Source organism: Gordonia liuliyuniae, assembly GCF_021738805.1.
Classification (GTDB): Bacteria; Actinomycetota; Actinomycetes; order Mycobacteriales; family Mycobacteriaceae; genus Gordonia; species Gordonia liuliyuniae.
In genome coordinates this window covers 257,978-278,814 of the sequence record NZ_JAKKOR010000003.1, presented here as the reverse complement: position 1 = coordinate 278,814, position 20,837 = coordinate 257,978, and the positions used below count along the sequence as shown (strand labels likewise).

The following is a 20,837-nucleotide window of genomic DNA, read 5'->3' as shown; positions in this document are numbered from 1 at the left end:
CACCAGTGAACACCACCTCGTGTATCGGAGAGTGACGAAGCAATGATCAGGCTCGCAATCGTGGCCTACCTCGTCGTGGAGATCGCGGCGTTCTGGGCGCTCACCCACTTCCTCAACTTCGGGTGGGCGCTGTTGATCACCGTCGGCGCGGCCGCCGTCGGGTTCGCAGTCCTCGGCCGACGTGCGCGGACACTCACCGCGGACCTACGACGGGCCGCACGCCGCGAACCGACCGACGCCCGACCGGCGGGCGACAGCGTCCTGTTCGCGGGCGCCGCACTGTTCACCGTCCTGCCCGGAGTCGTGTCCACCGTCGTCGGATTGCTCCTGATGACCCCGCCCGCGCGGAAGATCCTCCGGCCAGCCGTGGAAGCGGGCATGATGCGCCGCGCGTCGATCTTGGTCGCAGGAGTGCCCGGTGGGCGCGCGCCGGGCGGCCGGTACGTGGACGGGACCGTCGAGGGCAGCGTCGTCGACGAGACGTCGGACGTCGTCGACGTCACCGCGCGACGTCCCGACGGCTCGGTCTACATCGACTTGCCCGGCCTCCCCGAGCCGCCCGCCACCCGTCCCTGACACAATTGTCGTGTGACGACTCAACTGCTCCTCGGCGGGACGGTCTATTCCTCGCCTGCGGCCCCCGATGCCACCGCCCTCGCGATCACCGACGGAATCGTCGTGTGGGTCGGAACCGATGACGTGGGACGCGCTCTGCACCCGGACGCGGAGATCGTCGACCTGGGCGGGCATTTCGTGGCGCCCGCGTTCGTCGACTCGCACGTCCATCTGACCGACACCGGCCTGCGGCTCACCGGACTCGACCTGAGCGGGGCCACCAGCCGCTCCGACTGTCTGCAGCGGCTCGCCGCGCATCTGGAGACCTCTGACGACGCGATCGTCTGGGGGCTCGGGTGGGACTCGTCGACCTGGGACGGTTCGGACGCCGAAGGGCTGCCGCCGACGACGGCCGACCTCGACGCGGTGGCCGGGGACCGCCCCGTCTACCTGGCGCGAGTCGACGAGCATTCGGCCGCCGCATCCAGCGCACTGCGCGAGCTCGTCCACGGCATCGAGGCCGCCACCGGGTTCGACCCGCAGACCCCGCTCGTGGCCGACGCCCACCACCGCGTCCGCGCCGCCGCACGTGCCCTCATCACCCCGGAGGCGCGGCGCCGAGCCCAACTGACCGCGCTCGACCACGCCGCGTCACGCGGGGTGGTCGTCGTCCACGAGAACGGCGGCCCCGACATCAGCGGCGTCGACGACTTCCGGTCGATCGCCGACCTCGACCATCCGGTGCAGGTCCGGCGCTATTGGGGGCAACCGGTCAGCACCCTCGAAGAGGCCAGAGCCGTGATGTCGGCGATGGGTGCCGACGCGATCGGCGGTGATCTGTTCGTCGACGGAGCGATCGGCTCGCGCACCGCGTGGCTGCGCGACGAGTACTCCGACGCCCCCGGTGAGTACGGCGTCAGCTACCTCGATGAGGAGACCATCGCGGCGCACCTGCGCGCGACGACCCTCGCCGGAGTGCAGGCGGGCTTCCACATGATCGGCGACGGGGCCGTCGCCGCCGTCGCCGCCGCGATGACCGCAGTCGCCGACGAACTCGGCACGGCTGCGCTCGCCCGGTGCGCCCACCGTCTGGAACACGCCGAGATGGTGACCGCCGACCAGGCCGAACTGTTCGCCCGTTGCGGAGTCATCGCATCGATGCAGCCGCTGTTCGACGACGAATGGGGCGGCGACGACGCCCTCTATATACACCGTCTCGGCGAACGCGCCGCGACTCTCAACGACTTCGCCGGACTGGCCCGGGCAGGCGTCGCACTGGCGTTCTCGAGCGACGCCCCGGTCTGCGACATCGACCCGTGGGCGACCATCCGCGCCGCCGTCCACCACCACACCCCGACCAACGCCATCTCGCCACGAGCGGCGTTCGCCGCGTGCACACGCGGCGGATGGCGGGCAGGCGGAGTCAACGACGGCCTGACCGGAACGCTCGTGCCCGGTGCGCCGGCCCACTACGCGGTGTGGGACGCCGACGAATTGGTCGTCGCAGCCTCCCACCAGGGTGTCCAGCGCTGGTCGACGGATCCGCGGTCCCGGGTCCCCGCGTTGCCCGACGTCGCACCCGGCGCGCGTCTACCCGAGTGCGTCCGCACCGTGATCGGTGGCCAGACCGTGTACGAACGGCCGACTGCGTGAGTCTGCCCGCCTGGGCGTGGCGTCTGATCGGCGCTGCGGCCGGCGGTGGACTGATGTTCGCGGCGTTCCCGCCGCGCGACCTCTGGTTCCTTGCGCCGGTATCACTCGGCATCCTCTACGCGGTGCTGCGAGTGGGGCGCCCCCGCATCCGAGTTGGCGCGCTCACCGGCCTCGTGTACGGCCTGGTGTTCTTCGTCCCGCTGCTCCCGTGGATAGGTGAGTACGTCGGTCCGCTGCCGTGGCTCGCGCTTGCCGTGATCATGGCACTCTATCTGGCCGCATTCGGCGCCGTCGCCACGGTCACCATGCGCCTACGGTGGGCTCCGCTCTGGTTCGCCATCGCTTGGACGGGCGTCGAAGCCGTTCGCTCGTCCTTTCCGTTCGGCGGATTCCCGTGGGGGAGGGCGGCGTTCAGCCAGACATCGGGCCTGGTGCTGCCCACTGCCTCCGTCGTCGGAGTACCAGGCCTGTCGTTCCTCGTCGCGCTCGTCGGCGCGGGCGCGGCATCGCTCGTCCTCGCGGCAGTGGCGGCGCGCACGGGCTCCTGGTCGTGGCGGCGGGCGGCCGCGGCGGCCGCGGCGCTGATCGTTCCGTTGATCGCAGGCAGCGTCCTGTTGGGCACCGGTGCGCCCGGAACGCACTCGACGTCCACGCTGGAGGTGGCGGCCGTTCAGGGCAACGTGCCGCGTTTGGGCCTCGACTTCAACGCGCAGCGGCGCGCAGTCCTCGACAACCACGTGAACGAGACGATGGAACTGGCCCGACAGGTGCAACGCGGTGAACGTCGCCGACCCGACCTCGTCCTGTGGCCGGAGAACGCCTCCGACATCCCGCCTCTGCAGAACGAGGACGCGGCAGCCGAGATCCGTACTGCGGTCACCATTGCCGGCGTCCCGATCACAGTCGGCACGCTCATGCCGAACCCTGACGGGCCGACCAACAGCGTCCTGCTGTGGGGGCTGACCGACGGGGTCGCCGACCAGATGCCGTCCGACCGGTACGACAAGCACATCATCCAGCCGTTCGGCGAATACCTGCCGTGGCGCGACTTCTTCCGCCACTTCTCCTCGTACGCCGACCGCGCAGGCAATTTCCAAGCCGGCACCGGCCCGGCCATCCTCACCGCCGACACCCCGAACGGGCAGGTGCGGGTCGGGGTGTCCACCTGTTGGGAGGTCGCCTTCGACCGCTCGCCGCGGCAGGCGGTGAACGACGGCGCACAGTTCCTGTACGTCCCGACCAATAACGCGACGTTCGGCCTCACCGACATGAGCAGCCAGCAGTTGGCGATGTCCCGGGTGCGTGCCGTCGAGACCGGACGGTCGGTCGCCGTGGTGTCGACCAGCGGTCTGAGTGCGCTGATCCGCCCGGACGGATCGATCATCACCGAGAGCGGGCTGTTCGAGCCGGCGATCCTGGAGAGCCCACTGGACCTGCGGGACGGGACCACCCCGGCCGTCTGGTTAGGCGCCTGGCCCGAGCGTGTGGCGCTGCTCGCGTTGCTCGCGGGATTTTTGTACGCGCTGTGCACAACGACTAGCCTCGAAATGTTCGCCGGTGGATCACGGCTCCGCTCGATCAGCGGGGGAAGGAATCGACTAGCGGACGAGGACAGCGGTCGGCACGACACTGCCGCACGCCCAGACGAAGGAGCACGATGAGCGGTACCGATCAGAACGTGGTCACTGAGCACGGTGGCCGGGCCCTCGTCGTCGTGCCGACGTTCAACGAGCGCGAGAACCTGCCGCTGATCGTCGAGCGACTGTTCTCCGCACTCACCGACATTCACCTCCTCGTCGTCGACGACTCAAGCCCCGACGGCACCGGCGATGTCGCCGACCAGCTCGCACGCGAGGACTCTGCGGGCCGTATCCACGTCTTGCACCGCACCGCCAAAGACGGTCTCGGCAAGGCGTACCTCGCCGGATTCGCATGGGGACTCGGCCGCGACTACCGAGTGATCGTCGAGATGGACGCCGACGGTTCGCATGCACCCGAGCAACTGCATCGTCTGCTGGCCGGAATCAACGACGGCGCCGACCTCGTCATCGGTTCGCGCTACGTCCCCGGCGGCGCGCTCGTCAACTGGCCGAAGCGACGCGAGCTCTTGTCGAAGGGCGCCAACACGTATGCGCGCCTGGCTCTCGGCGCCAAGATCAACGACATCACCGCGGGCTACCGCGCGTTCCGTCGCGAAGTGCTTGAGAAGATCGGACTCGACGAGGTCGAGTCGGCGGGGTACTGCTTCCAGATCGATCTCGCCTGGCGCACCCTGCAGCATGGGTTCACTGTGCGCGAGGTCCCGATCACGTTCACCGAGCGAGCCATCGGCGAATCGAAGATGGACGGCGGCGTGATCGCCGAATCGTTCATCAGCGTGGCGCGCTGGGGGATTCAGGGACGCCTCGGCACACACCGCCGCTGACACACCGAAGGCCCCGGCGCGAGCCGGGGCCTTCGGAATGTGTTCTCTTATGCGGTTCCGCCGCGACGGCGCTGCTTGAGCAGGTCCAGTCGTTCGGCCAAAAGCACTTCAAGCTCCTCTTCGGAGCGACGCTCCAGCAGCATGTCCCAGTGGGTGCGCGGGGGCTTGCCCTTCTTCTCCTCGGGCTCGGCGCCTTCGAGAATGGTGCCTTCCATACCGTTCTTGCACGGCCACTTCGACGGGATCTCCGCGTCGTCGGCGAACGGGATGTCGAAGATCTCGCCATTGTCGGTGCGGTACTGGACGATCCGCCGCGGTGCGAGGTCGTGGTCGCGATCGGTCTCGTAGCTCACCGCTCCGAGTCGGCTACCGCGCAGTACTCGATCAGCCATTCATGGTTCCTCTCAACAGACAGTCGATCCCTAACAGTCTACGCGTCACCGCGCGTGGGCGCGCAGACGCGTCGGATCAAGCGAGTAACGTCCACGGAGTGTCATCGACGTCCCAACACAAGCGCCCCTACGCATGCGCGTGGTGTGGGCGACAGATGGTCGACTCCGAGTCAGGCCGCCGACGGAAGTATTGCAAGCGGTCCTGCCGCCAACGGGCCTACGAACAGAGAACGCTCGTAGCGGGCACCGCTATTCCCGGCGACGCTCTGATCCTGTCCGCCGACGAGGCCGAATCGCTCGGCGACCGACTGTTCGCACTGCGGTGCGCGGCGCAAGATGTCCGGACCGCGATCGGTGAGAGGGCCGATCCGGCGACCTTGCAGGAGATGGCCGACGAACTGGTGCGCCTCGCCGAAGAGTCGGAGCGTCTGCGTTGATCGCGCGAGTATTCGGCGCGTCGTTCGTCGTCACGATCCTCTCGCTCGTCGTCGCATTCCTGTACGCGGGCTGGTCGGGAGTCGCGCTGTGCGCGATTCTCGGCATCCTCGAGATCTCCCTGTCGTTCGACAACGCCGTCATCAACGCGACCATCCTCGAACGCATGAGCCCGATGTGGCAGAAGATCTTCCTCACCGTCGGCATCCTCATCGCCGTCGTCGGCATGCGGCTGCTCTTTCCGCTCGTCATCGTGTGGGCCACCGCCGGCCTCAACCCGGTCGACGCCATGGATCTCGCGCTGAATCCGCCGGCAGACGGTGCCGCCACGTTCGCGGACGGATCCGCGAGCTACGAGACGCTGCTGACCGACGCCCATCCCCAGATCGCGGCATTCGGCGGCATGTTCTTGATCATGCTGTTCCTGGACTTCGTCTTCGACGACTCCGGCGTCACCTGGCTCAGCCCGATCGAAGGGCCGCTCGGTCGCCTCGGACGGCTTCCGGGCGCGTCGACCGTCGTCGCGCTGGCGGCTCTCGTCACCGCCGCTCAGTTCGCCGCCGACGATGCCACCGTGTCGGTGTTGACCGCAGGCATCCTCGGCCTGTTCACGTATCTGGTGGTCAACGGTCTGACCGGCCTCATCGAACAGGATGAACCCGACGATTCCGCCGGGCCGAGCGAAGCGGTCAAGGCCGTCGGCAAGGCTGGCCTGTTCCTGTTCCTGTACTTGGAGGTCCTGGACGCATCGTTCTCGTTCGACGGAGTCATCGGCGCCTTCGCGATCACCTCGGACCCGATTCTGATCGCGCTCGGACTCGGCTTCATCGGGGCCATGTTCGTCCGCTCGATCACCGTCTACATGGTCCGCGCCGGAACGCTGTCCGAATACCGGTACCTCGAACACGGCGCACACTGGGCGATCGGCGCGCTCGCCGTGATCATGCTGGTGAGCGTCGACGAGAACATCGAGGTGCCCGAGATCGTGACCGGCCTGATCGGCGTGGCGTTCATCGGTGCGGCGACCCTGTCGAGCATCTGGGCCAATCGTCGCGACGCGGCCCGTCAGTCGGCGAGTCCGGTCGCCGACTGACAGGGTCGCACTAGCCGATCTGTTCGTACACTTCACCGACGGGGCGGGCGAGCAGCCGGTCGGTCATCTCACGTTTGAGGACCCGCAGATGCGCGTCCTCGTCGGCAGAGCGGTCCACTTTGGCGCCTAGCGCGATGAACTCGTCGGTGACGAGGCCGTCGTCGCGCAACTGCAGCAGGACGGTGCGCCCGTCGTAGGAGAACTCCCACACGTACCGGGCCAGCGTGGTGCCGCGTTCGGGCTTCGCGAGGTCAGGGTCCACCGCGAACCGGTCGCCGGTGACCGCCCGCAACACCATTTCGATGGCGTCCCGGCCGCCCGGTCCCGGGAACGCGGTCCTCACCTGCACGCGGCGGCGCTCGACGTCGCCGAACAGTACGACAGCGTGCTGCAGTGCGCAGAATCCGTGCGCGACACCGCCGGGGAAGGTCGGCCCGTGGTACTTCATCACGTCGTCGACGGCCAGCTCGATCGGTGTTCCGTCCTCGTACACGGTCAACATCTGATCTCTCATCCTCTCGTCGCCCAGTGCAGGGCGGAATACAGCATCTGGGTGGCGCCGGGCATGAACCCGGAGCCGTGGTGGTAGACGGGATCCATCGTGGTCACCAGCAGCCGACCTGCGGTGGTGTTCTCGTCGACGTAGAGAATGGATCCATCCCGCTCACCGTCCTCGGTGTGCAGGTCGACGAGGCTGACCGCGCCCGCCGGCAGCTCGAGAACCCCGTGGTAGTGCCAGATCACGGACTTCTCGGAGAAGAACTGCCACGCGGCATGCTCCGGGTGCTTGGTGCGGAGACGATGATCCTCGCCGGTCCGCCACCACCAGAAGACGGTCGGTCGGGGCTGTTCGCGGACACCGGGAAGCCAGTCGCCGACATGGTTCTCGCCGAACGCGATCACCGTCGCGCCGCGCGCGAGCGCTGCGGAGATCTCGCTGGCCCAGGCGGTCAGCAGATCCGGTCGCAGGCGATCGGCCACCACGAGCACGTCCGCGTCCCGCACCGCGTCGGGGCGATCGGTCCGCACATGCATCGGTGCAAGGCGGTACGGCGCGAGAGCCGGATCGGCGAGCGTCGCGAGGTGGCTGTGACTGCCCCCATGCAGGAATGCGATTCGCGTCATCGGCCCTCCAACCATTCGACGATCTGTGTTCGCAGGGCGGCGGTGCCGCGGTGTTCGCCCGCGAACTGCAGTAGATCGTTTCCGCCGTGCACGAGCACCCGGCCCGCGCCGATCGGGTACTCGTAGTCGATCGGGGCCGCGGTGCGGCCGATCGTGTGGACCACGCGCGCCTCGTCTGGCAAGTCGAGATAACAGCCGCGTCCATAGAACCCGGCCACGCCGATCTGTTCCAGCTCGTCGAACGGGACCGGGCCGGTCCGGCCGCTGTTGTACAGCAACGCCTTCGGATCGACGCTCGAGAACACCGGGTGGTCGCACACTCTGTTGAGGGCGAGGTCGGCTGGCGACCGGAAGTCGAGTCTGCGCCAGCGGCTCAGTCCGTCGAGGAAGATCCGTTGCACGTGGCCGTTGACGAGCATCCGACCGCCGTCGCGCACGTACGCAGTCAATTCGTCGCGGTGTGCGGCGAGGAACTCCTGGTCGACGTCGCCGGTCAGGTAGACGCCGGTCGTCTCCGGTGTGCACGCCCCGAGAAGGTCGTACACGTCCACCTCGTGGAAGCCGTCGACGAGTTCGCCCTGGCGCGGAGCCATCATCGCCTTCAGAACACTCATGCCACTCCTCGCCCGAAGTCGGGCACGGTCAATCGTCGGATTGCGCTCGGGGTCGTGACGTCGGCGGTGACGATCGGGACGCCGTACATCTCGCTGAGCAGTTCGTCGGTGAGCAGTTCACGGGTGGGGCCGACGCGTTGGTCGGCGCCGGACACCATGAGCATGGACCGCTCGGCGATGTGCAGGGCGTGGTCGGGATGGTGCGTCGTCATGATCACCGACATGCCTTCGTCCGCGAGTGCGCGGAGCACCGTCAGAACGCCTGCCTGGTTCCGCAGGTCCAGCGCGGAAGCGGGCTCGTCGAGGACGATGGTGTCGCATTCGGACACCAGTGCCCGTGCGATGAGGACCAGCTGCCGCTCGCCGCCGCTGAGCCCCGTGTAGTCGCGTTCGGCGAGGTGCTCGGCGCCCACGCGCACCAGTGCCTCTTCGGAGGCTCGGCGGTCGGCCGCCGTCGGCGCGCTGTAAAGTCGCACCTTGCGGGCGCGACCCATCAGGACGATGTCGAGCACACTGAACGAGAACACCACCGAATGGCTCTGCGGAACGTATCCGACGCTCCCGGTCGTGGCAACCGATCCGGACACCGGCCGCAGCAGACCCGACAGACATTTGAGCATCGTCGTCTTTCCACGCGCGTTCGGCCCGAGCACGGCGAGTACTTCCCCCGCGTGTGCGGCCACCGAGACGTCCTGGAAGATCCAGGGGCGGCCGGCTGCGTACCGGAACGAGATCGAGTGCGCTTCAAGCAATGGCATCCCCTTAGGCATGTGAACCCCCTCAGACATGGGTAGCCCCTTAGGCATGTGAACCCCACAGTCTGGACCGGTTCCGAATCAGGAGCAGGACGAAGAACGGGGCGCCGACGAGTGCGGTCAGGATGCCGATCGGGATCTCCGTGCTCGTGGCCGAGCGGGCGATCGTGTCGATCACCGTCAGGTAGGTGGCGCCGAGCAACACGCTGATCGGCAGGACCCGGCGGTTGTCGGTGCCGACCATCATGCGGACCAGGTGTGGGACGACGAGCCCGACCCACCCGACGACGCCTGCGACGGCGACCGATCCGGCAGTGATGAGCGCGACGCCGACGAGGAGGACTGCCCGGAGCACGCCCGGCCGCAGCCCCATCGCGGTGGCGTCCTCGTCGCCCATCGACAGGATGTTGAGCCGCCACCGCAGCGCGAGCATCACCGTGCTGGCGATGATGATCGGGACCGCTGCGATCATCAATTTGGTGTAGGTGGCCGACCCTAGTGATCCCATGAGCCAGAACACGATCGACGGCATCTCGCTGTACGGGTCAGCGATGTACGTGATGAAGGAGACCAGCGCCTGGAACATCGCGCCGACGACGGTGCCGCCGAGGATGATCATCAGCAGCGGCGCACCCGGCACAGCTCGGGCGATGGCGAGCACCAGCAGAAGGGCGGCAATGCCGCCGAAGAAGGCTCCGCCGACCAACGCGGCACCGCCGGCCCCGGTGAGCAGGATGAGCACGCCGCCGAACGACGCACCCGACGAGACGCCGAGCATCTGCGCGCTGGCGAGCGGATTCCGGAACACACCTTGCATCACGGCACCGGTGAGTGCGAGGCCTCCGCCGATCAGGATAGACAGGAGAACGCGGGGGAGTCGGACGTCAATGACGGTCGAATACTCCTGCGGGTACCACGTCTGTTCGATCGGGAGCACCTGTCCTAGGAGGATTCTGACGATCTCGTTGACCGGGACGAAGTAGCGGCCGACGGCGAGCGAGCCGATCGCTACCACGATGAGGACAGCGGTGAACGTGAGAATCAGGAGGACGTTGGCTCCGGGCAACCGGCGACGTACGGGGGCTTCGGACGCCGGCGCCGGTGCGAGGTCAGCGGCGGAACTGGTCATAATCTGCCGCATCGCCGTTCATGTCGAGTCGGAGCACCTGGTCGATCTCGTCCTCGGAGATGTCGTAGGCGAACAGATCGTCGAACGCGTCGCGCATCTGCGTGCGCAGTTCACCGTTGCGTTCGGTGGGGTAGAGGATCTGGTTCATCCACTGCCACATCAACGGTGACTCAGCACTCGGCACCTGCCAGCGGTAGCCGCCGAGCGGTGTCTTGTAGACGCGCTTGTTCTTCACGGCACTGGTGCCCGCGAGTCGCGAGTCGGCGTAGATATCGGCGGGCGTGCTCGTGTCGAAACCGCTGAGCATGATCACCTCAGGGTTCCACGCGAGGATCTGTTCGGCGTTCACCTGGCCAGAATCGGAGACGAAGCCGTCGGTCACCAGGTCGGCGCCGACCAGGTCGAACTGGAAACCGTCGTAGCCGTCGGCAGTCGTCGTGCTATACGTATCACCGGTCTTCGACAGGATCATCGCTCGCGGGCGCTCGCCGCTCTGCTTCGCGACGCGGTCGCGCATCTTCGCGATCTCGGCGTGCTGCCAGCCGACGAGTTCGGTGCCGCGTTCGGGCTTGCCGGCGATCTGTGCGAACAGGGTGATCCAGTTCTCGAGGTCTTCCTGGGTCCCGTACTCGAGACCGACAACCGGCATCCCTGCGGCTTCGATCGGTTCGGTGACCCCGGTGCCGCGGTCGCCCCACTGCACCACCACGTCGGGGTCGAGTTGCAGCAGGGTCTCGACGTTGGGCACGAAGTCGTTTCCGGCGACGACGGGCGACTCTGCCGACCCGGGGAACATCGTCGCGAACATGCCTCCTCGGTTCGCAGTCAGCGTCGACTCGTTGATGCCGACAATGCGGTCATAGCTTCGATCGACGGCAGCGAAGATCGCTGGCGCAGGCATCACGGTGAACGCCACCTTGTCGGCGGGCCCGTCGAGCGTGATCGTCTTGCCACGTTGATCGACGATCGTGAGGGCCGATGAACCGGCCGAATCGTCGGTGGTCACAGCGTCGCGGCTGGAGCATCCCGCAGTCAGTGCCACGGCCGCGATCATGGCGGTCGCCATCCATCGCCTGCCGGTGTCGGAAAGTGGTCGACGTCGTCGGGACATCGTGGAAGTGGGCATGGGAGGGCCTTCTTTCAAGTAATCCTAAGCTAACTTAGGTTAGCGTTGGGTCAATCATTCGCACAGACTGGGTCGCACGATCGGGTGACGGTCACGATCAGGCGGCAGGATGGACGCGAACCGATCCGATGACCCGTCGTAGACTCTGATTCGTGACCGAACCGCGCTCGGATGAGCCGTCCGACGACGACCAGTCGTCACCCCTGCATCGGGCCGGAGACTTTCTCTCGCGCACCGATTCGTCGAAGGCTGCGGTGCGAGCGGCGCGTCTGGCGCGCAAGCTGGCGCCGCAGGAGAACACGGTGTTCCCGAGCCACGAGCGCACCTCGGACCGGCTGGCTCGCCTGATCGGCGACACGAAGCCTGGTCGACAGAGTGCGACTCGAGAGCTTGGTCTGGCCTCGGTGTCGTTGTGGCAGAACATGATCGAACGACGGCGACCGTCGGCAAGCGACGTCCCCGTACCGGTGACGATCCTGTTCACCGACCTCGTGAGCTTCTCCTCGTGGGCGCTCCGCGCGGGTGACGACCAGGTCCTCGACCTGCTCAAGCAAGTGAACGATGCATGCGCCCAGGTGATCCGCAGTCACGGCGGCCATGTGGTCAAGACTCTCGGCGACGGCACGATGGCGGTGTTCATCGACGCCACTCAAGCGGTCGAGGCGGCCTACGAGTGCGGGGAGGCGGTCGCCGCGATCACGGTCGGCGGTCATCGGCCCGCCTTACGCGCCGGAATGCACACCGGCGAGCCGCGCGCCGTCGGCGATGACTTCATCGGCGTCGACGTCAATATCGCGGCGCGCGTCTGCGACGCCGCGGGCGCGGGCGAGGTGTACGTCAGCGAGGCGACGCTCGCGGACCTCGACACCGGCCGATACCTGGTCAAGAAGCGGCGGTTCCGCGCGAAAGGCGTTCCGAAGGACCTGCACGTCTTCCGCGTGCTGCCGCGCTACGACGACACCGATCCGGTTCCGCCGCAATAGCGTTGCGCCCGCATTAGTGTGTCGCCCGCATTAGTGTTTCGCCTAGTCGGTAGTCGCCGGCATCGATGAGGCTGTCGATGTGTGGCGTGCACCGGCGCACGCTCGGTCCCCGAGGATAATGGACGACGTGGCACTCTTCGACGACGACGAACTCGAGCATTTCTATCGTCGTATCGAATCTCGTACCGAGGCGGCCAGCGCCCGCCCTCGGCGGCGACGGCGCGTCGTAGCGACAGCGGCGATCGTCTGCCCGACACCCGAGAAGATCGCCTACCCGGATTATGCTGCGGTCACCGGCGCGATTCTCGCGCTGACTCGGCAGTCACGGTCGCGCCCGTCCCTGCGCTCCTACGAATGCCGATGCGGCTACTGGCATCTCACGAGCGGTGTACCGCGACCGGAATGACCCGAACGTGAACGGGCCCCGACCGTGATGGTCGGGCCCGTTCACTCAAAGGTGTGGTCAGTATCAGCGACGACGCGGCGTGGGGCCGAGTACAGCGACCGGCGAGTTCGACAGCTGGAGTGCCGCGCGGTCGGAGTTGCTCATGTTCATCATCTTGTTGATACGGCGGGTGTACCCGCGGAGTGTCGACGCAAGCGCCGGACTGGTGCTCTTTCGCATGGTGGAGTCCTCCTCCGTCTTCTTCAGTCCACACTAAGGTAACCAAGAATCCACCCGTAGTCAACTACCGTTCCGGAAGCGTTAACCTCGCGTTCACCTTGCGAGGTTGGCGAGCCTCGCAATCTCGTCGGCGGAACCGGGGGAGACGAGCATGGTGGTCACGCCGGCCTGCTCCCAGACACCGATCTGCTCGCGGACGTGCGCCTCGTCGCCGATGATCGCCGAATCGTCGACAGCCTCGTTCGGAATGATCTGCGCGGCTTCGTCCTTCCGACCCGAACGGAAAAGGGCTGTCACGTCGTCAACGACGTCCGAGTAGCCCATCCGGCGATACACCTCGGCGTGAAAGTTCGTGTCCTCGCTGCCCATGCCGCCCATGTACAACGCGAGAAACGGTTTGATCGCCGCGTACGCGGCTTCAGGGTCGTCGGTGAGGACGATCTGCGCGGTCGCGCAGATCTCGAACGTGTCGCGTGTATTCCGGGCGCTCGGGCGGGCGAAACCTTCATCGAGCCACTCGTTGTACTGGTCAGCTAGACGCGGCGTGTAGAACAGCGGCAGCCAGCCGTCCGCGATCTCGGCGGCGAGCGCGATGTTCTTCGGACCCTCCGCGCCGAGGAACACCGGGATGTCGGGGCGTAGCGGGTGAACGATCGGCTTGAGGGCTTTACCGAGCCCGGTGGTGCCGTCTTGGGTGGCGGGCAGCGTGTAGTGGGGACCGCCGCTCGTGACCGGAGCCTCACGCGCCCAGACCTGGCGCATGATGTCGATGTACTCGCGGGCGCGCGCCAGCGGCTTCGGGAACCGTTGGCCGTACCAGCCCTCCACCACCTGGGGCCCTGAGACGCCCAACCCGACGATGTGTCGGCCGCCGGACAGATGATCGAGTGTCAGAGCCGCCATCGCGCACGCCGTCGGTGTCCGCGCGGACAACTGCAGCACCGACGTCCCGAGTCGGAGCCGCTGCGTGTCCGAACCCCACCATGCGAGCGGGGTGTACGCGTCCGACCCCCACGCCTCCGCGGTGAAGACGGCGTCGAAACCGTGCTCCTCAGCGGCCGTGACGAGTTCCCGATGATTGTTCGGCGGCTGTGCGCCCCAGTATCCGAGCTGAAGTCCGAGTTTCATGATGCCGACTGTATCGGTCGTCACAGAACATCGACGGCGGCACATCCCAGAGCACACACGCCGGCGGCACACCCGAGAGCGCACACGCCGGTCGAGCGGAATCGAGACCCGCGTCGTGGGGTCTCGACTCCGCCCGATCAGAAAAGGGGGCCCGATCAGAAAAGGGGCTGGATCAGTTGTGGAGGTCGAACCGATCGGCGTTGACGACGTGGTTCCAGGCGGCGACGAAGTCCTCGACGAACTTGCGGCCCGCATCGTCGGCGCCATAGACCTCGGCGACGCCACGCAGTTGCGAATTGGCGCCGAAGACGAGGTCCGTACGCGTACCGGTCCACTTCTTCTCACCGGTCGCACGGTCGGCGCCGACATAGGTGCCGTCGGGCTCCTCGGTCCACTCGGTCTCCATGTCGAGGACGTTCACAAAGAAGTCGTTCGACAGGACGCCTGGGCGGTCGGTGAAGACGCCGTGTGTCGAGTCGCCGTGGTTCGCGCCGAGCACGCGGAGGCCCCCGACGAGGGCCGTCATCTGCGGCGGTGTGAGCTGCAACAGGTAGGCGCGGTCCACCAGCAGGTACTCGGGCTGCGTCTCGACATCGGCCGCGACGTAGTTGCGGAACCCGTCCCACCGCGGCTCCATCTCGGTGAATGATTCGACGTCGGTCTGCTCCTGCGTCGCGTCGCCGCGGCCGAGTGCCACCGGAACGGTGATCGCGTGGCCCGCGTCGGCCGCAGCCTGCTCGATCGCAGCGGCGCCGCCGATGACGATCGTGTCGGCGATCGACACGTGCGCGGTCGACGCCGCATTGAACTCATCGGCGATGGTCTCCAGTACCGGCAGGACCTGCGCGAGCGCCTGGGGATCGTTGACCTCCCAGCTCCGCTGCGGCTCGAGTCGCACGCGGGCACCGTTGGCTCCTCCGCGGTAGTCGCTGCCACGGAATGAGGCAGCCGCCGCCCATGCTGTCGAGACCAACTGTGACACGGTCAGACCCGACGCCAGAATGCGGCGCTTGAGCTCAGCGACGTCGGCGTCGCGCGGCTGCGGACCGCTGGGTGCGTCGACGACGTCCTGCCAGATCAGCTTCTCTTCGGGGACCTCCGGGCCGCGGTAGCGGGCCAGCGGGCCCATGTCGCGGTGCGTCAGCTTGAACCAGGCGCGCGCGAAAGCATCCGCGAACTCGCGCGGGTTCTCCAGGAAGCGACGCGAGATCTTGCCGTACTCCGGATCCTCGCGTAGTGCGATGTCCGTGGTGAGCATCATCGGCTGATGGCGCTTGTCGGGGTCGGCGGCGTCCGGGACGCTCGTCGAACCGGCGTTGTCCTTCGGCCGCCACTGAGTGGCACCCGCGGGCCCGGTGTACGTCTCCCACTCGTAGCCGTACAGAGTCCAGAAGAAGTTGTTGTCCCAGGTGATCGGCGTGCTGTTCCACGCGCCCTCGATGCCGGAACTGATCGCGTCCACGCCGACTCCAGAGTTGTACGTGCTCTTCCAGCCGATGCCCATCTGCTCGAACGGAGCGCCTTCGGGGGCGTCGCCGACGTTGTCGGCCGGGCCTGCGCCGTGCGTCTTGCCGAACGTGTGGCCGCCGGCGATCAGCGCGACGGTCTCTTCATCGTTCATCGCCATGCGAGCGAACGTCTCGCGGATGTCGCGAGCGGCGAGCAGCGGATCCGGATTTCCGTTGGGGCCTTCCGGGTTGACGTAGATCAGACCCATCTGGACCGCGGCGAGCGGGTTCTCCAGGTCGCGGTCGCCGGTATAGCGCTCATCGTCGAGCCACCCGCGCTCGGGCCCCCAGTAGATCTCCTCCGGCTCCCACTTGTCGGGACGTCCGCCGGCGAAACCGAAGGTCTCGAAGCCCATCGATTCGAGTGCAACGTTGCCCGCGAGCACGATCAGGTCCGCCCAGGAGAGCTTCGCGCCGTACTTCTGCTTGATCGGCCACAGCAGGCGGCGTGCCCGGTCGAGGCCGGCGTTGTCCGGCCAGCTGTTGAGCGGGGCGAAACGCTGCATGCCGTGGCCGGCGCCGCCGCGACCGTCCGACACCCGGTACGTGCCTGCGGCGTGCCACGCCATGCGAATGAACAGGGGGCCGTAGTTGCCGTAGTCGGCGGGCCACCACGACTTGGAGTCGGTGAGGAGAGTCGTCAGGTCGGTTTTCACCGCGGCGAGGTCGACGGATTCGAACTCGGTGGGGTAGTCGAAGTCGGGGCCGTTCGGGTTACCTTCGGCCGGGTTCTCCGCGAGGAGCCTCAGATTCAGTTGGCCGGGCCACCAGTCACGGTTGCCGCCGCCTGCAGCGGGCAGCGGCATCCTGCCGCCGTGCATCGGACATCCTTCTACTGCGGTCGCACTCTGCTGTTCAGACACGGTGTTCCTTCGTTAACGTTTCGGGTGTTCTCGTCATGGCTGATGATCGGATTCATTCGATGTGGTCCCGAGCCCGGATGTGGCGCAGTCGGGACAGGCGCCCCAGTACACGATCTCGGCCTCGTCGATGACGAAGCCGTGGTCGTCTGAGGCGTCCAGGCAAGGGGCCGCTCCTACGACGCAGTCGACATCGACGACCTTGTCGCAGTACCGGCATACCAGGTGGTGGTGGTTGTCGGTGACACGTGTCTCATACAGAGACACGTGACCGGAGGGCTGGATTCGTCGGATGAGTCCGACGTCCGTCAGTGCGCGAAGCACGTCGTAGACCGCTTGTTTCGAGACTCCGTCGAGCATGTCTCGCACACCGGACAGGATCGTCTCCGTGTCGGCGTGCGGGTGCGCGTCCACGGTGTGCAGGACCGCGAGTCTCGGTCTGGTCACCCGCAGTCCTGCGCCCCGCAGGGCTTCGGTGTGCGTGTCGGTGGCCATGACCCGATTATGCCTGCTTTTCTGGACTCAGTCCAGTTATTGCGGAAGTTGGTCGGCCCCCGCCGACTGCGCTGCCACTCGGCATCAAGAGACGGGCCGGAACATCGCGAAGCATCATCGAGACCACCGAATCGGAGACCCCGTGACTGCGCAGGTCAGGAACCACCCGGCCGGTCACCTGGAAGTAGTCCCACTGATCGGCCACCACGTCGATCGCGTGCTGATCGAACCAGTCGCTGTAGCAGAACGCATCCTGCGACAACACGATTCGATCGCCGTAGCCGCGATCGATCAGGGCGAGGACGGTGTCGACGCGGTCGGCATGGGGGAGCAGCAGATCCACACCGAACCGGTCCATGCCAAGCACCGAACCCGCGTCGGCCACCCGCATCAGGTAGTCCAAGTCGGTCGAGTCGCCGCTGTGCGCGAGGATCACGCGAGTGAGGTCCACCCCCTCCTCGGCGAGCACACGCTGCGCGACCAGACCCGACTGGGTGTGCGGATTGGTGTGCACGACGATCGGCAGGCCGGACCGCGCCGCGACCCGGCCGACCGACCGCATGACCCGTTCGACGCCGACGGTGAGCCCTTCGGCTTCGATCACGCACACCAGGAATCCCGCTTTGATCTGGGTGGGTCCGATCCCCTCGGTGATGTCTCGCATGAACAGGGCGTCGAGCGGTTCGGGGACGTCGAAGCCGAGCGCCGGCCCTGTGTAGTGCATCTGGAACGGGAGATCGTTGAACGTGAAGAAGCCGGTCGCCGCCACGATGTTCAGGTCCACCTGTGCTGCCACGCGGGCGACTCGCTCGATGTTTCGTCCGATGCCGAGCACCGAGACGTCCATGATCGTGTCGATGCCCGCGGACTTGAGCCGCGTCAACGTGGCGACCGCGTTGTCGACCTCCGCGTCCTCATCCCACTCGGGCAGATAGTTCAGCCGGAAGTCCTCTTGGACGACGAACACGTGCTCATGAGTGAGCACGGCTCCCAACTGATCTGCGCCGATGCGCCCGGCGACAGTGTCGATGCGGTCCATGTGGCCTCTCGTAAGACCGGTCCACTCGACGGGGCCGGCAACGATCCCCACGGTAGTGCGAACGTCGGGTCGACGCGGGCGAATCCGCCCGACCTCTCAGGTCCGATCAGACGATGGCAGAGTTTGTTGGCAATGAGTCGACCACGCACGGTGTCGACCTCGCAGAGGAGTACGGAAGAGCCGAGTTGATCCAGAATCCACCGACGCGTCGTCCGTCCGCTGTCGGCGCCGCAGCGGCCGCGGGTGCCTTCGTCGTCGTGGCCGTCGCCGCAGCGGTCGTCGCTCGCCCGCTCCACGACGACCGCGTCGCCATCCGGTTCGTCCGCCGACATCAGTTTGACTGGCTGACCGACCTCGCGCGCGGGTACTCGGCGGTCGTCGGGCCGCTGACCGTCGTCGCGCTCGCGGCCGTCGGCGCACTGCTGTTGGCAGCCCACGATCGTTCGGCGCGTCGTCCGATCGCGATGATCGCCGGCCCCTGGGTCGCGGTCGCCGTGTCGGAGATCGTGAAATGGATCGCCGACCGGCCACGACCTCCGGTCGGGTGGCAGCTCGGCGGACCGGAGACGACGCCTGCGTTCCCGTCGACGTACGTCGCGGGCCTCACCGCGATGGTTCTGGTCACCGTCCTGCTGGTCACGGCGGCGCACAGTCGGGCCCGGTGGATCTCGTATGCGATCGCGACCTGTGTCGTCGTAGCGATGGCCGCGGCACGCGTGTACCTGTGCATGACGTGGGCGTCCGACGCGGTCGGCGGCCTGTTGCTCGGCGTCGCGACAGGCCTCGGAACGGTGTGGGTCGTCGACCGAATGACGGACGGTCGACGCGCGTCGACGATGCCTTAGTCTGTATCCATGTTCAGTCCAGGACAGCAGTTCGCCGATTACCGGATCGTGCGAGTCCTGGGTGCAGGCGGTATGGGCGAGGTGTATCTCGCGAAACATCCGCGACTGCCTCGCGAGGACGCGCTGAAGGTTCTGCCGACCGAACTCACCGACGATCCGACCTACCGGGCGCGCTTCATCCGGGAGGCCGATCTCGCCGCCGGACTCGATCATTCGAGCATCGTCAGCGTGTACGACCGAGGTGAGGACCAGGGGCAGCTCTGGATCACGATGAAGTACATTCCGGGGTCGGATGCCAACGTGCTCATGAAACAGAGTGGGCCGTTCGCCGTGCAGGACGTGGTCGACGTCGTCACCTCGGTCGCCGACGCACTCGACTACGCCCACGGCAAGGGGCTGCTGCACCGCGACGTCAAACCTGCGAACATTCTGATCGACGGGACGTCGGCGACCCGCCACAAGATCTACCTGACGGATTTCGGCATCGCGCGGACGCTCGGGAACGACACGGCGTTGACCGCAGCCAACCTGACCGTCGGATCGATCCAGTACACCTCACCCGAGCAGTTGCGGGGCGGCGATCTCAACGGACGGGCCGACCAGTACTCGCTCGCGTGCACCGCGTTCAAGCTCCTCACCGGCCGCGCGCCCTATCCAGAGCGCAAGCCGACAGAGATCATCAACGCCCACTTGAACAGTCCGATCCCACACGCACGAGAACTCCGCCCCGAACTGCCCGGGGAGGTGGACGCGGTCCTGGCGCGCGGGATGGACAAGAAGGCCGTCAATCGCTACCCGACCTGCGCCGACTTCGCGCGCGACCTGAAAGCGGCGCTGCGTGCGTCCGGCGGAGCGCCGCGGTTTCCGGCGACGATGATCAATCCTGGCCCGAGCCGTCCGCCGACGCCACCGGCGCCCCCGCGCCCGAGCCCTGCGCCGCCGCATACACCCGCCCAACCGCCTCCCGCCCAACCGACTTCCACACCGTCGCCGTGGGCCCAGCAGCCGTCCGGTCCGCAGCCGTCCGGTCCGCAGGCTCCGGGACCGCAGACGCCTGGCCCGCCACCTCAAAACGCTGGGCTTCCGTACCCCGGAGCCCAACAGCCGGGAACCCAACAGCCGGGAACCCAACAATCAGGGCCCCAACAGTTCGCGCCCCAGCAGTTCGCATACGGGTCGGGACCGCTCGGACCGCAGCCGCCCTACGGTGGTCCGCCGCAACCTCCATACGGTCCCCCCGGGGGGAACGGTTCCGGGCCGGGCGGTGGACGAGGTAAGCAGATCGTCCTGATTCTCGGCGCGATCGTTCTCGTCGCGGCGTTGGCGACCGGTCTGGCGTTCGTGGTGAAGGCCGCGATCGGAGACGACGGCGACGACGAGGCCGACGGACCCAGCAGCACCGTGCCGTCATCGGTGACGACGTCACCGTCGACGAGCAACTCGAATCCCGCCGTCGTCAACGGCGTCCCGACGCAGTGCGTCAACGGTCAGCCGGCGTCGAACACGTCCACCCGGCAACTCTCGTCGGGCAAGATCTCCATCCCGTCGACTGTGCTGCCGAGCGGGTGGGACCCCGACCGTGGAACGCACTTCCCGTTCGTCGCGCAGGCCGACGGCGTCACGCTGAATCGGCCGCCGGGCGCGGCCACCTGGGTCGCGCAGATCGCGGTCGGCGTCCTGCCGTCCGACTTCAACGCCCACACCGAGGAGATTGCGCGCAAGTACATCGAGTGCCTGTCCGTCGGCCCCGGCTACGACACGGTGAGTGTCGGCGCCCTCCGGTACGGGCAGGTCATCAACGCGAAGGTCGACAATCGCGACACCGATTACACGCTGTTGAATGCAACCATCCCGGTCAGCAACGGGCCGTCGGGCGTCACAGGCGACGATGTGCTCGTCGTCGTCGTCGACAGCAGGCCGATGACCGTCGCGATCGGGATCAGCCCCATTGGGGACGCCTCGACGCAGCAGGCCGTCGACAAAGCGGTGCGCGGGCTCCTCGTGAGGGACTGACCGGGCTCGTCGTCGGAGAACTGTTGGCGGCTCGTATTA

The 20,837-nt window shown here is 67.1% G+C and carries 22 protein-coding genes; 10 read left to right on the top strand and 12 right to left on the bottom strand.

The features are described 5' to 3' along the window. Positions 1 to 42 precede the first annotated feature (42 nt). Genes L5G33_RS05285 through L5G33_RS05270 form a run of 4 tightly spaced genes read left to right on the top strand, consistent with a single transcriptional unit; the run spans position 43 to position 4,633 of the window. Positions 43 to 576 (top strand): FxsA family protein, encoded by a 534-nt coding sequence (locus L5G33_RS05285; protein WP_236997104.1) that lies wholly within the window; start codon positions 43 to 45, stop codon positions 574 to 576. Between the two features lie 12 nt (positions 577 to 588). Continuing rightward, positions 589 to 2,208 carry an amidohydrolase gene (locus L5G33_RS05280; RefSeq protein WP_236997103.1) on the top strand — a complete coding sequence of 540 codons (1,620 nt, stop codon included), beginning with the start codon at positions 589 to 591 and terminating at the stop codon, positions 2,206 to 2,208. Beyond that, positions 2,205 to 3,869: an apolipoprotein N-acyltransferase gene (gene lnt / locus L5G33_RS05275; protein ID WP_372476861.1), complete on the top strand. Its 1,665-nt coding sequence runs from the start codon at positions 2,205 to 2,207 to the stop codon at positions 3,867 to 3,869. The genes L5G33_RS05280 and lnt overlap by 4 nt, the downstream gene beginning before the upstream one ends. Beyond that, positions 3,866 to 4,633 carry a polyprenol monophosphomannose synthase gene (locus tag L5G33_RS05270; protein ID WP_236997102.1) on the top strand — a complete coding sequence of 256 codons (768 nt, stop codon included), beginning with the start codon at positions 3,866 to 3,868 and terminating at the stop codon, positions 4,631 to 4,633. Before lnt ends, L5G33_RS05270 begins: the two co-directional genes overlap by 4 nt. A gap of 47 nt (positions 4,634 to 4,680) precedes the next feature. On the opposite strand, the gene L5G33_RS05265 is transcribed toward L5G33_RS05270, so the two are convergent. Then, the gene (locus tag L5G33_RS05265) at positions 4,681 to 5,025 is read right to left on the bottom strand and encodes an RNA polymerase-binding protein RbpA (RefSeq protein WP_008376263.1); all 345 of its coding nucleotides are present in this window, start codon (positions 5,023 to 5,025) and stop codon (positions 4,681 to 4,683) included. Positions 5,026 to 5,180: 155 nt separating this feature from the next. Between L5G33_RS05265 and L5G33_RS05260 the strand changes: the two genes are divergently transcribed. Together L5G33_RS05260 and L5G33_RS05255 are read left to right on the top strand one after the other, a co-directional pair. After that, positions 5,181 to 5,462 carry a hypothetical protein gene (locus tag L5G33_RS05260; RefSeq protein ID WP_236997101.1) on the top strand — a complete coding sequence of 94 codons (282 nt, stop codon included), beginning with the start codon at positions 5,181 to 5,183 and terminating at the stop codon, positions 5,460 to 5,462. Then, entirely contained in the window at positions 5,459 to 6,553 is a 1,095-nt protein-coding gene (locus L5G33_RS05255; protein ID WP_236997100.1) for a DUF475 domain-containing protein, read from the top strand. Before L5G33_RS05260 ends, L5G33_RS05255 begins: the two co-directional genes overlap by 4 nt. Positions 6,554 to 6,563: 10 nt before the next feature. Here L5G33_RS05255 and L5G33_RS05250 read toward each other — a convergent pair whose 3' ends face one another. From L5G33_RS05250 to L5G33_RS05225, 6 genes are read right to left on the bottom strand one after another with little or no spacing between them, the layout of a single operon-like run. Continuing rightward, entirely contained in the window at positions 6,564 to 7,067 is a 504-nt protein-coding gene (locus L5G33_RS05250) for a hypothetical protein (protein WP_236997099.1), read from the bottom strand. Then, positions 7,064 to 7,678, bottom strand: coding sequence for a hypothetical protein (locus L5G33_RS05245; protein WP_236997098.1), 615 nt, complete (start codon positions 7,676 to 7,678; stop codon positions 7,064 to 7,066). Before L5G33_RS05245 ends, L5G33_RS05250 begins: the two co-directional genes overlap by 4 nt. After that, complete coding sequence (locus L5G33_RS05240) at positions 7,675 to 8,292, bottom strand: hypothetical protein (RefSeq protein ID WP_236997097.1); 618 nt, start codon at positions 8,290 to 8,292, stop codon at positions 7,675 to 7,677. The genes L5G33_RS05245 and L5G33_RS05240 overlap by 4 nt, the downstream gene beginning before the upstream one ends. Further along, entirely contained in the window at positions 8,289 to 9,062 is a 774-nt protein-coding gene (locus L5G33_RS05235) for an ABC transporter ATP-binding protein (protein ID WP_236997096.1), read from the bottom strand. Before L5G33_RS05235 ends, L5G33_RS05240 begins: the two co-directional genes overlap by 4 nt. Positions 9,063 to 9,090: 28 nt before the next feature. Beyond that, positions 9,091 to 10,176: a FecCD family ABC transporter permease gene (locus L5G33_RS05230; RefSeq protein ID WP_236997095.1), complete on the bottom strand. Its 1,086-nt coding sequence runs from the start codon at positions 10,174 to 10,176 to the stop codon at positions 9,091 to 9,093. After that, the gene (locus tag L5G33_RS05225) at positions 10,157 to 11,230 is read right to left on the bottom strand and encodes an ABC transporter substrate-binding protein (protein WP_236997094.1); all 1,074 of its coding nucleotides are present in this window, start codon (positions 11,228 to 11,230) and stop codon (positions 10,157 to 10,159) included. Before L5G33_RS05225 ends, L5G33_RS05230 begins: the two co-directional genes overlap by 20 nt. A 224-nt stretch (positions 11,231 to 11,454) precedes the next feature. Between L5G33_RS05225 and L5G33_RS05220 the strand changes: the two genes are divergently transcribed. Both L5G33_RS05220 and L5G33_RS05215 read left to right on the top strand, forming a co-directional pair. Further along, complete coding sequence (locus tag L5G33_RS05220) at positions 11,455 to 12,285, top strand: adenylate/guanylate cyclase domain-containing protein (protein WP_236997093.1); 831 nt, start codon at positions 11,455 to 11,457, stop codon at positions 12,283 to 12,285. Between the two features lie 127 nt (positions 12,286 to 12,412). Beyond that, entirely contained in the window at positions 12,413 to 12,691 is a 279-nt protein-coding gene (locus tag L5G33_RS05215) for a hypothetical protein (RefSeq protein WP_372476860.1), read from the top strand. 63 nt (positions 12,692 to 12,754) lie between these two features. Here L5G33_RS05215 and L5G33_RS05210 read toward each other — a convergent pair whose 3' ends face one another. From L5G33_RS05210 to L5G33_RS05190, 5 genes are all read right to left on the bottom strand, one after another. Further along, the gene (locus L5G33_RS05210) at positions 12,755 to 12,910 is read right to left on the bottom strand and encodes a hypothetical protein (RefSeq protein ID WP_236997091.1); all 156 of its coding nucleotides are present in this window, start codon (positions 12,908 to 12,910) and stop codon (positions 12,755 to 12,757) included. Between the two features lie 93 nt (positions 12,911 to 13,003). Beyond that, the gene (locus tag L5G33_RS05205; RefSeq protein ID WP_236997090.1) at positions 13,004 to 14,038 is read right to left on the bottom strand and encodes an LLM class F420-dependent oxidoreductase; all 1,035 of its coding nucleotides are present in this window, start codon (positions 14,036 to 14,038) and stop codon (positions 13,004 to 13,006) included. Between the two features lie 172 nt (positions 14,039 to 14,210). Further along, positions 14,211 to 16,367 carry a catalase/peroxidase HPI gene (katG, locus tag L5G33_RS05200; protein WP_236997089.1) on the bottom strand — a complete coding sequence of 719 codons (2,157 nt, stop codon included), beginning with the start codon at positions 16,365 to 16,367 and terminating at the stop codon, positions 14,211 to 14,213. 75 nt (positions 16,368 to 16,442) lie between these two features. Beyond that, on the bottom strand, positions 16,443 to 16,901 hold the full coding sequence (locus L5G33_RS05195; RefSeq protein WP_236997088.1) for a Fur family transcriptional regulator: 459 nt from the start codon (positions 16,899 to 16,901) through the stop codon (positions 16,443 to 16,445). A gap of 7 nt (positions 16,902 to 16,908) precedes the next feature. Beyond that, positions 16,909 to 17,940 (bottom strand): phosphotriesterase family protein, encoded by a 1,032-nt coding sequence (locus L5G33_RS05190; RefSeq protein WP_236997087.1) that lies wholly within the window; start codon positions 17,938 to 17,940, stop codon positions 16,909 to 16,911. A gap of 113 nt (positions 17,941 to 18,053) precedes the next feature. Between L5G33_RS05190 and L5G33_RS05185 the strand changes: the two genes are divergently transcribed. Together L5G33_RS05185 and L5G33_RS05180 are read left to right on the top strand one after the other, a co-directional pair. Further along, positions 18,054 to 18,785 (top strand): phosphatase PAP2 family protein, encoded by a 732-nt coding sequence (locus L5G33_RS05185; protein WP_236997086.1) that lies wholly within the window; start codon positions 18,054 to 18,056, stop codon positions 18,783 to 18,785. 9 nt (positions 18,786 to 18,794) lie between these two features. Beyond that, positions 18,795 to 20,798 (top strand): serine/threonine-protein kinase, encoded by a 2,004-nt coding sequence (locus L5G33_RS05180; protein ID WP_236997085.1) that lies wholly within the window; start codon positions 18,795 to 18,797, stop codon positions 20,796 to 20,798. Positions 20,799 to 20,837 lie beyond the last annotated feature (39 nt).

What these genes read in the sequence shown, in the direction of transcription:
- L5G33_RS05230 (WP_236997095.1), bottom strand. Translation starts at nt 10,176, where the DNA reads ATGACCAGTTCCGCCGCTGACCTCGCACCGGCGCCGGCGTCCGAAGCC.
- L5G33_RS05210 (WP_236997091.1), bottom strand. Translation starts at nt 12,910, where the DNA reads ATGCGAAAGAGCACCAGTCCGGCGCTTGCGTCGACACTCCGCGGGTAC.
- katG (WP_236997089.1), bottom strand. Translation starts at nt 16,367, where the DNA reads ATGCACGGCGGCAGGATGCCGCTGCCCGCTGCAGGCGGCGGCAACCGT.
- L5G33_RS05205 (WP_236997090.1), bottom strand. Translation starts at nt 14,038, where the DNA reads ATGAAACTCGGACTTCAGCTCGGATACTGGGGCGCACAGCCGCCGAAC.
- L5G33_RS05180 (WP_236997085.1), top strand. Translation starts at nt 18,795, where the DNA reads ATGTTCAGTCCAGGACAGCAGTTCGCCGATTACCGGATCGTGCGAGTC.
- L5G33_RS05195 (WP_236997088.1), bottom strand. Translation starts at nt 16,901, where the DNA reads ATGGCCACCGACACGCACACCGAAGCCCTGCGGGGCGCAGGACTGCGG.
- L5G33_RS05235 (WP_236997096.1), bottom strand. Translation starts at nt 9,062, where the DNA reads ATGCCTAAGGGGATGCCATTGCTTGAAGCGCACTCGATCTCGTTCCGG.
- L5G33_RS05185 (WP_236997086.1), top strand. Translation starts at nt 18,054, where the DNA reads ATGGCAGAGTTTGTTGGCAATGAGTCGACCACGCACGGTGTCGACCTC.
- L5G33_RS05245 (WP_236997098.1), bottom strand. Translation starts at nt 7,678, where the DNA reads ATGACGCGAATCGCATTCCTGCATGGGGGCAGTCACAGCCACCTCGCG.
- L5G33_RS05265 (WP_008376263.1), bottom strand. Translation starts at nt 5,025, where the DNA reads ATGGCTGATCGAGTACTGCGCGGTAGCCGACTCGGAGCGGTGAGCTAC.
- L5G33_RS05250 (WP_236997099.1), bottom strand. Translation starts at nt 7,067, where the DNA reads ATGAGAGATCAGATGTTGACCGTGTACGAGGACGGAACACCGATCGAG.
- L5G33_RS05190 (WP_236997087.1), bottom strand. Translation starts at nt 17,940, where the DNA reads ATGGACCGCATCGACACTGTCGCCGGGCGCATCGGCGCAGATCAGTTG.
- L5G33_RS05240 (WP_236997097.1), bottom strand. Translation starts at nt 8,292, where the DNA reads ATGAGTGTTCTGAAGGCGATGATGGCTCCGCGCCAGGGCGAACTCGTC.
- L5G33_RS05225 (WP_236997094.1), bottom strand. Translation starts at nt 11,230, where the DNA reads ATGATCGCGGCCGTGGCACTGACTGCGGGATGCTCCAGCCGCGACGCT.
- L5G33_RS05285 (WP_236997104.1), top strand. Translation starts at nt 43, where the DNA reads ATGATCAGGCTCGCAATCGTGGCCTACCTCGTCGTGGAGATCGCGGCG.
- L5G33_RS05260 (WP_236997101.1), top strand. Translation starts at nt 5,181, where the DNA reads ATGGTCGACTCCGAGTCAGGCCGCCGACGGAAGTATTGCAAGCGGTCC.
- L5G33_RS05270 (WP_236997102.1), top strand. Translation starts at nt 3,866, where the DNA reads ATGAGCGGTACCGATCAGAACGTGGTCACTGAGCACGGTGGCCGGGCC.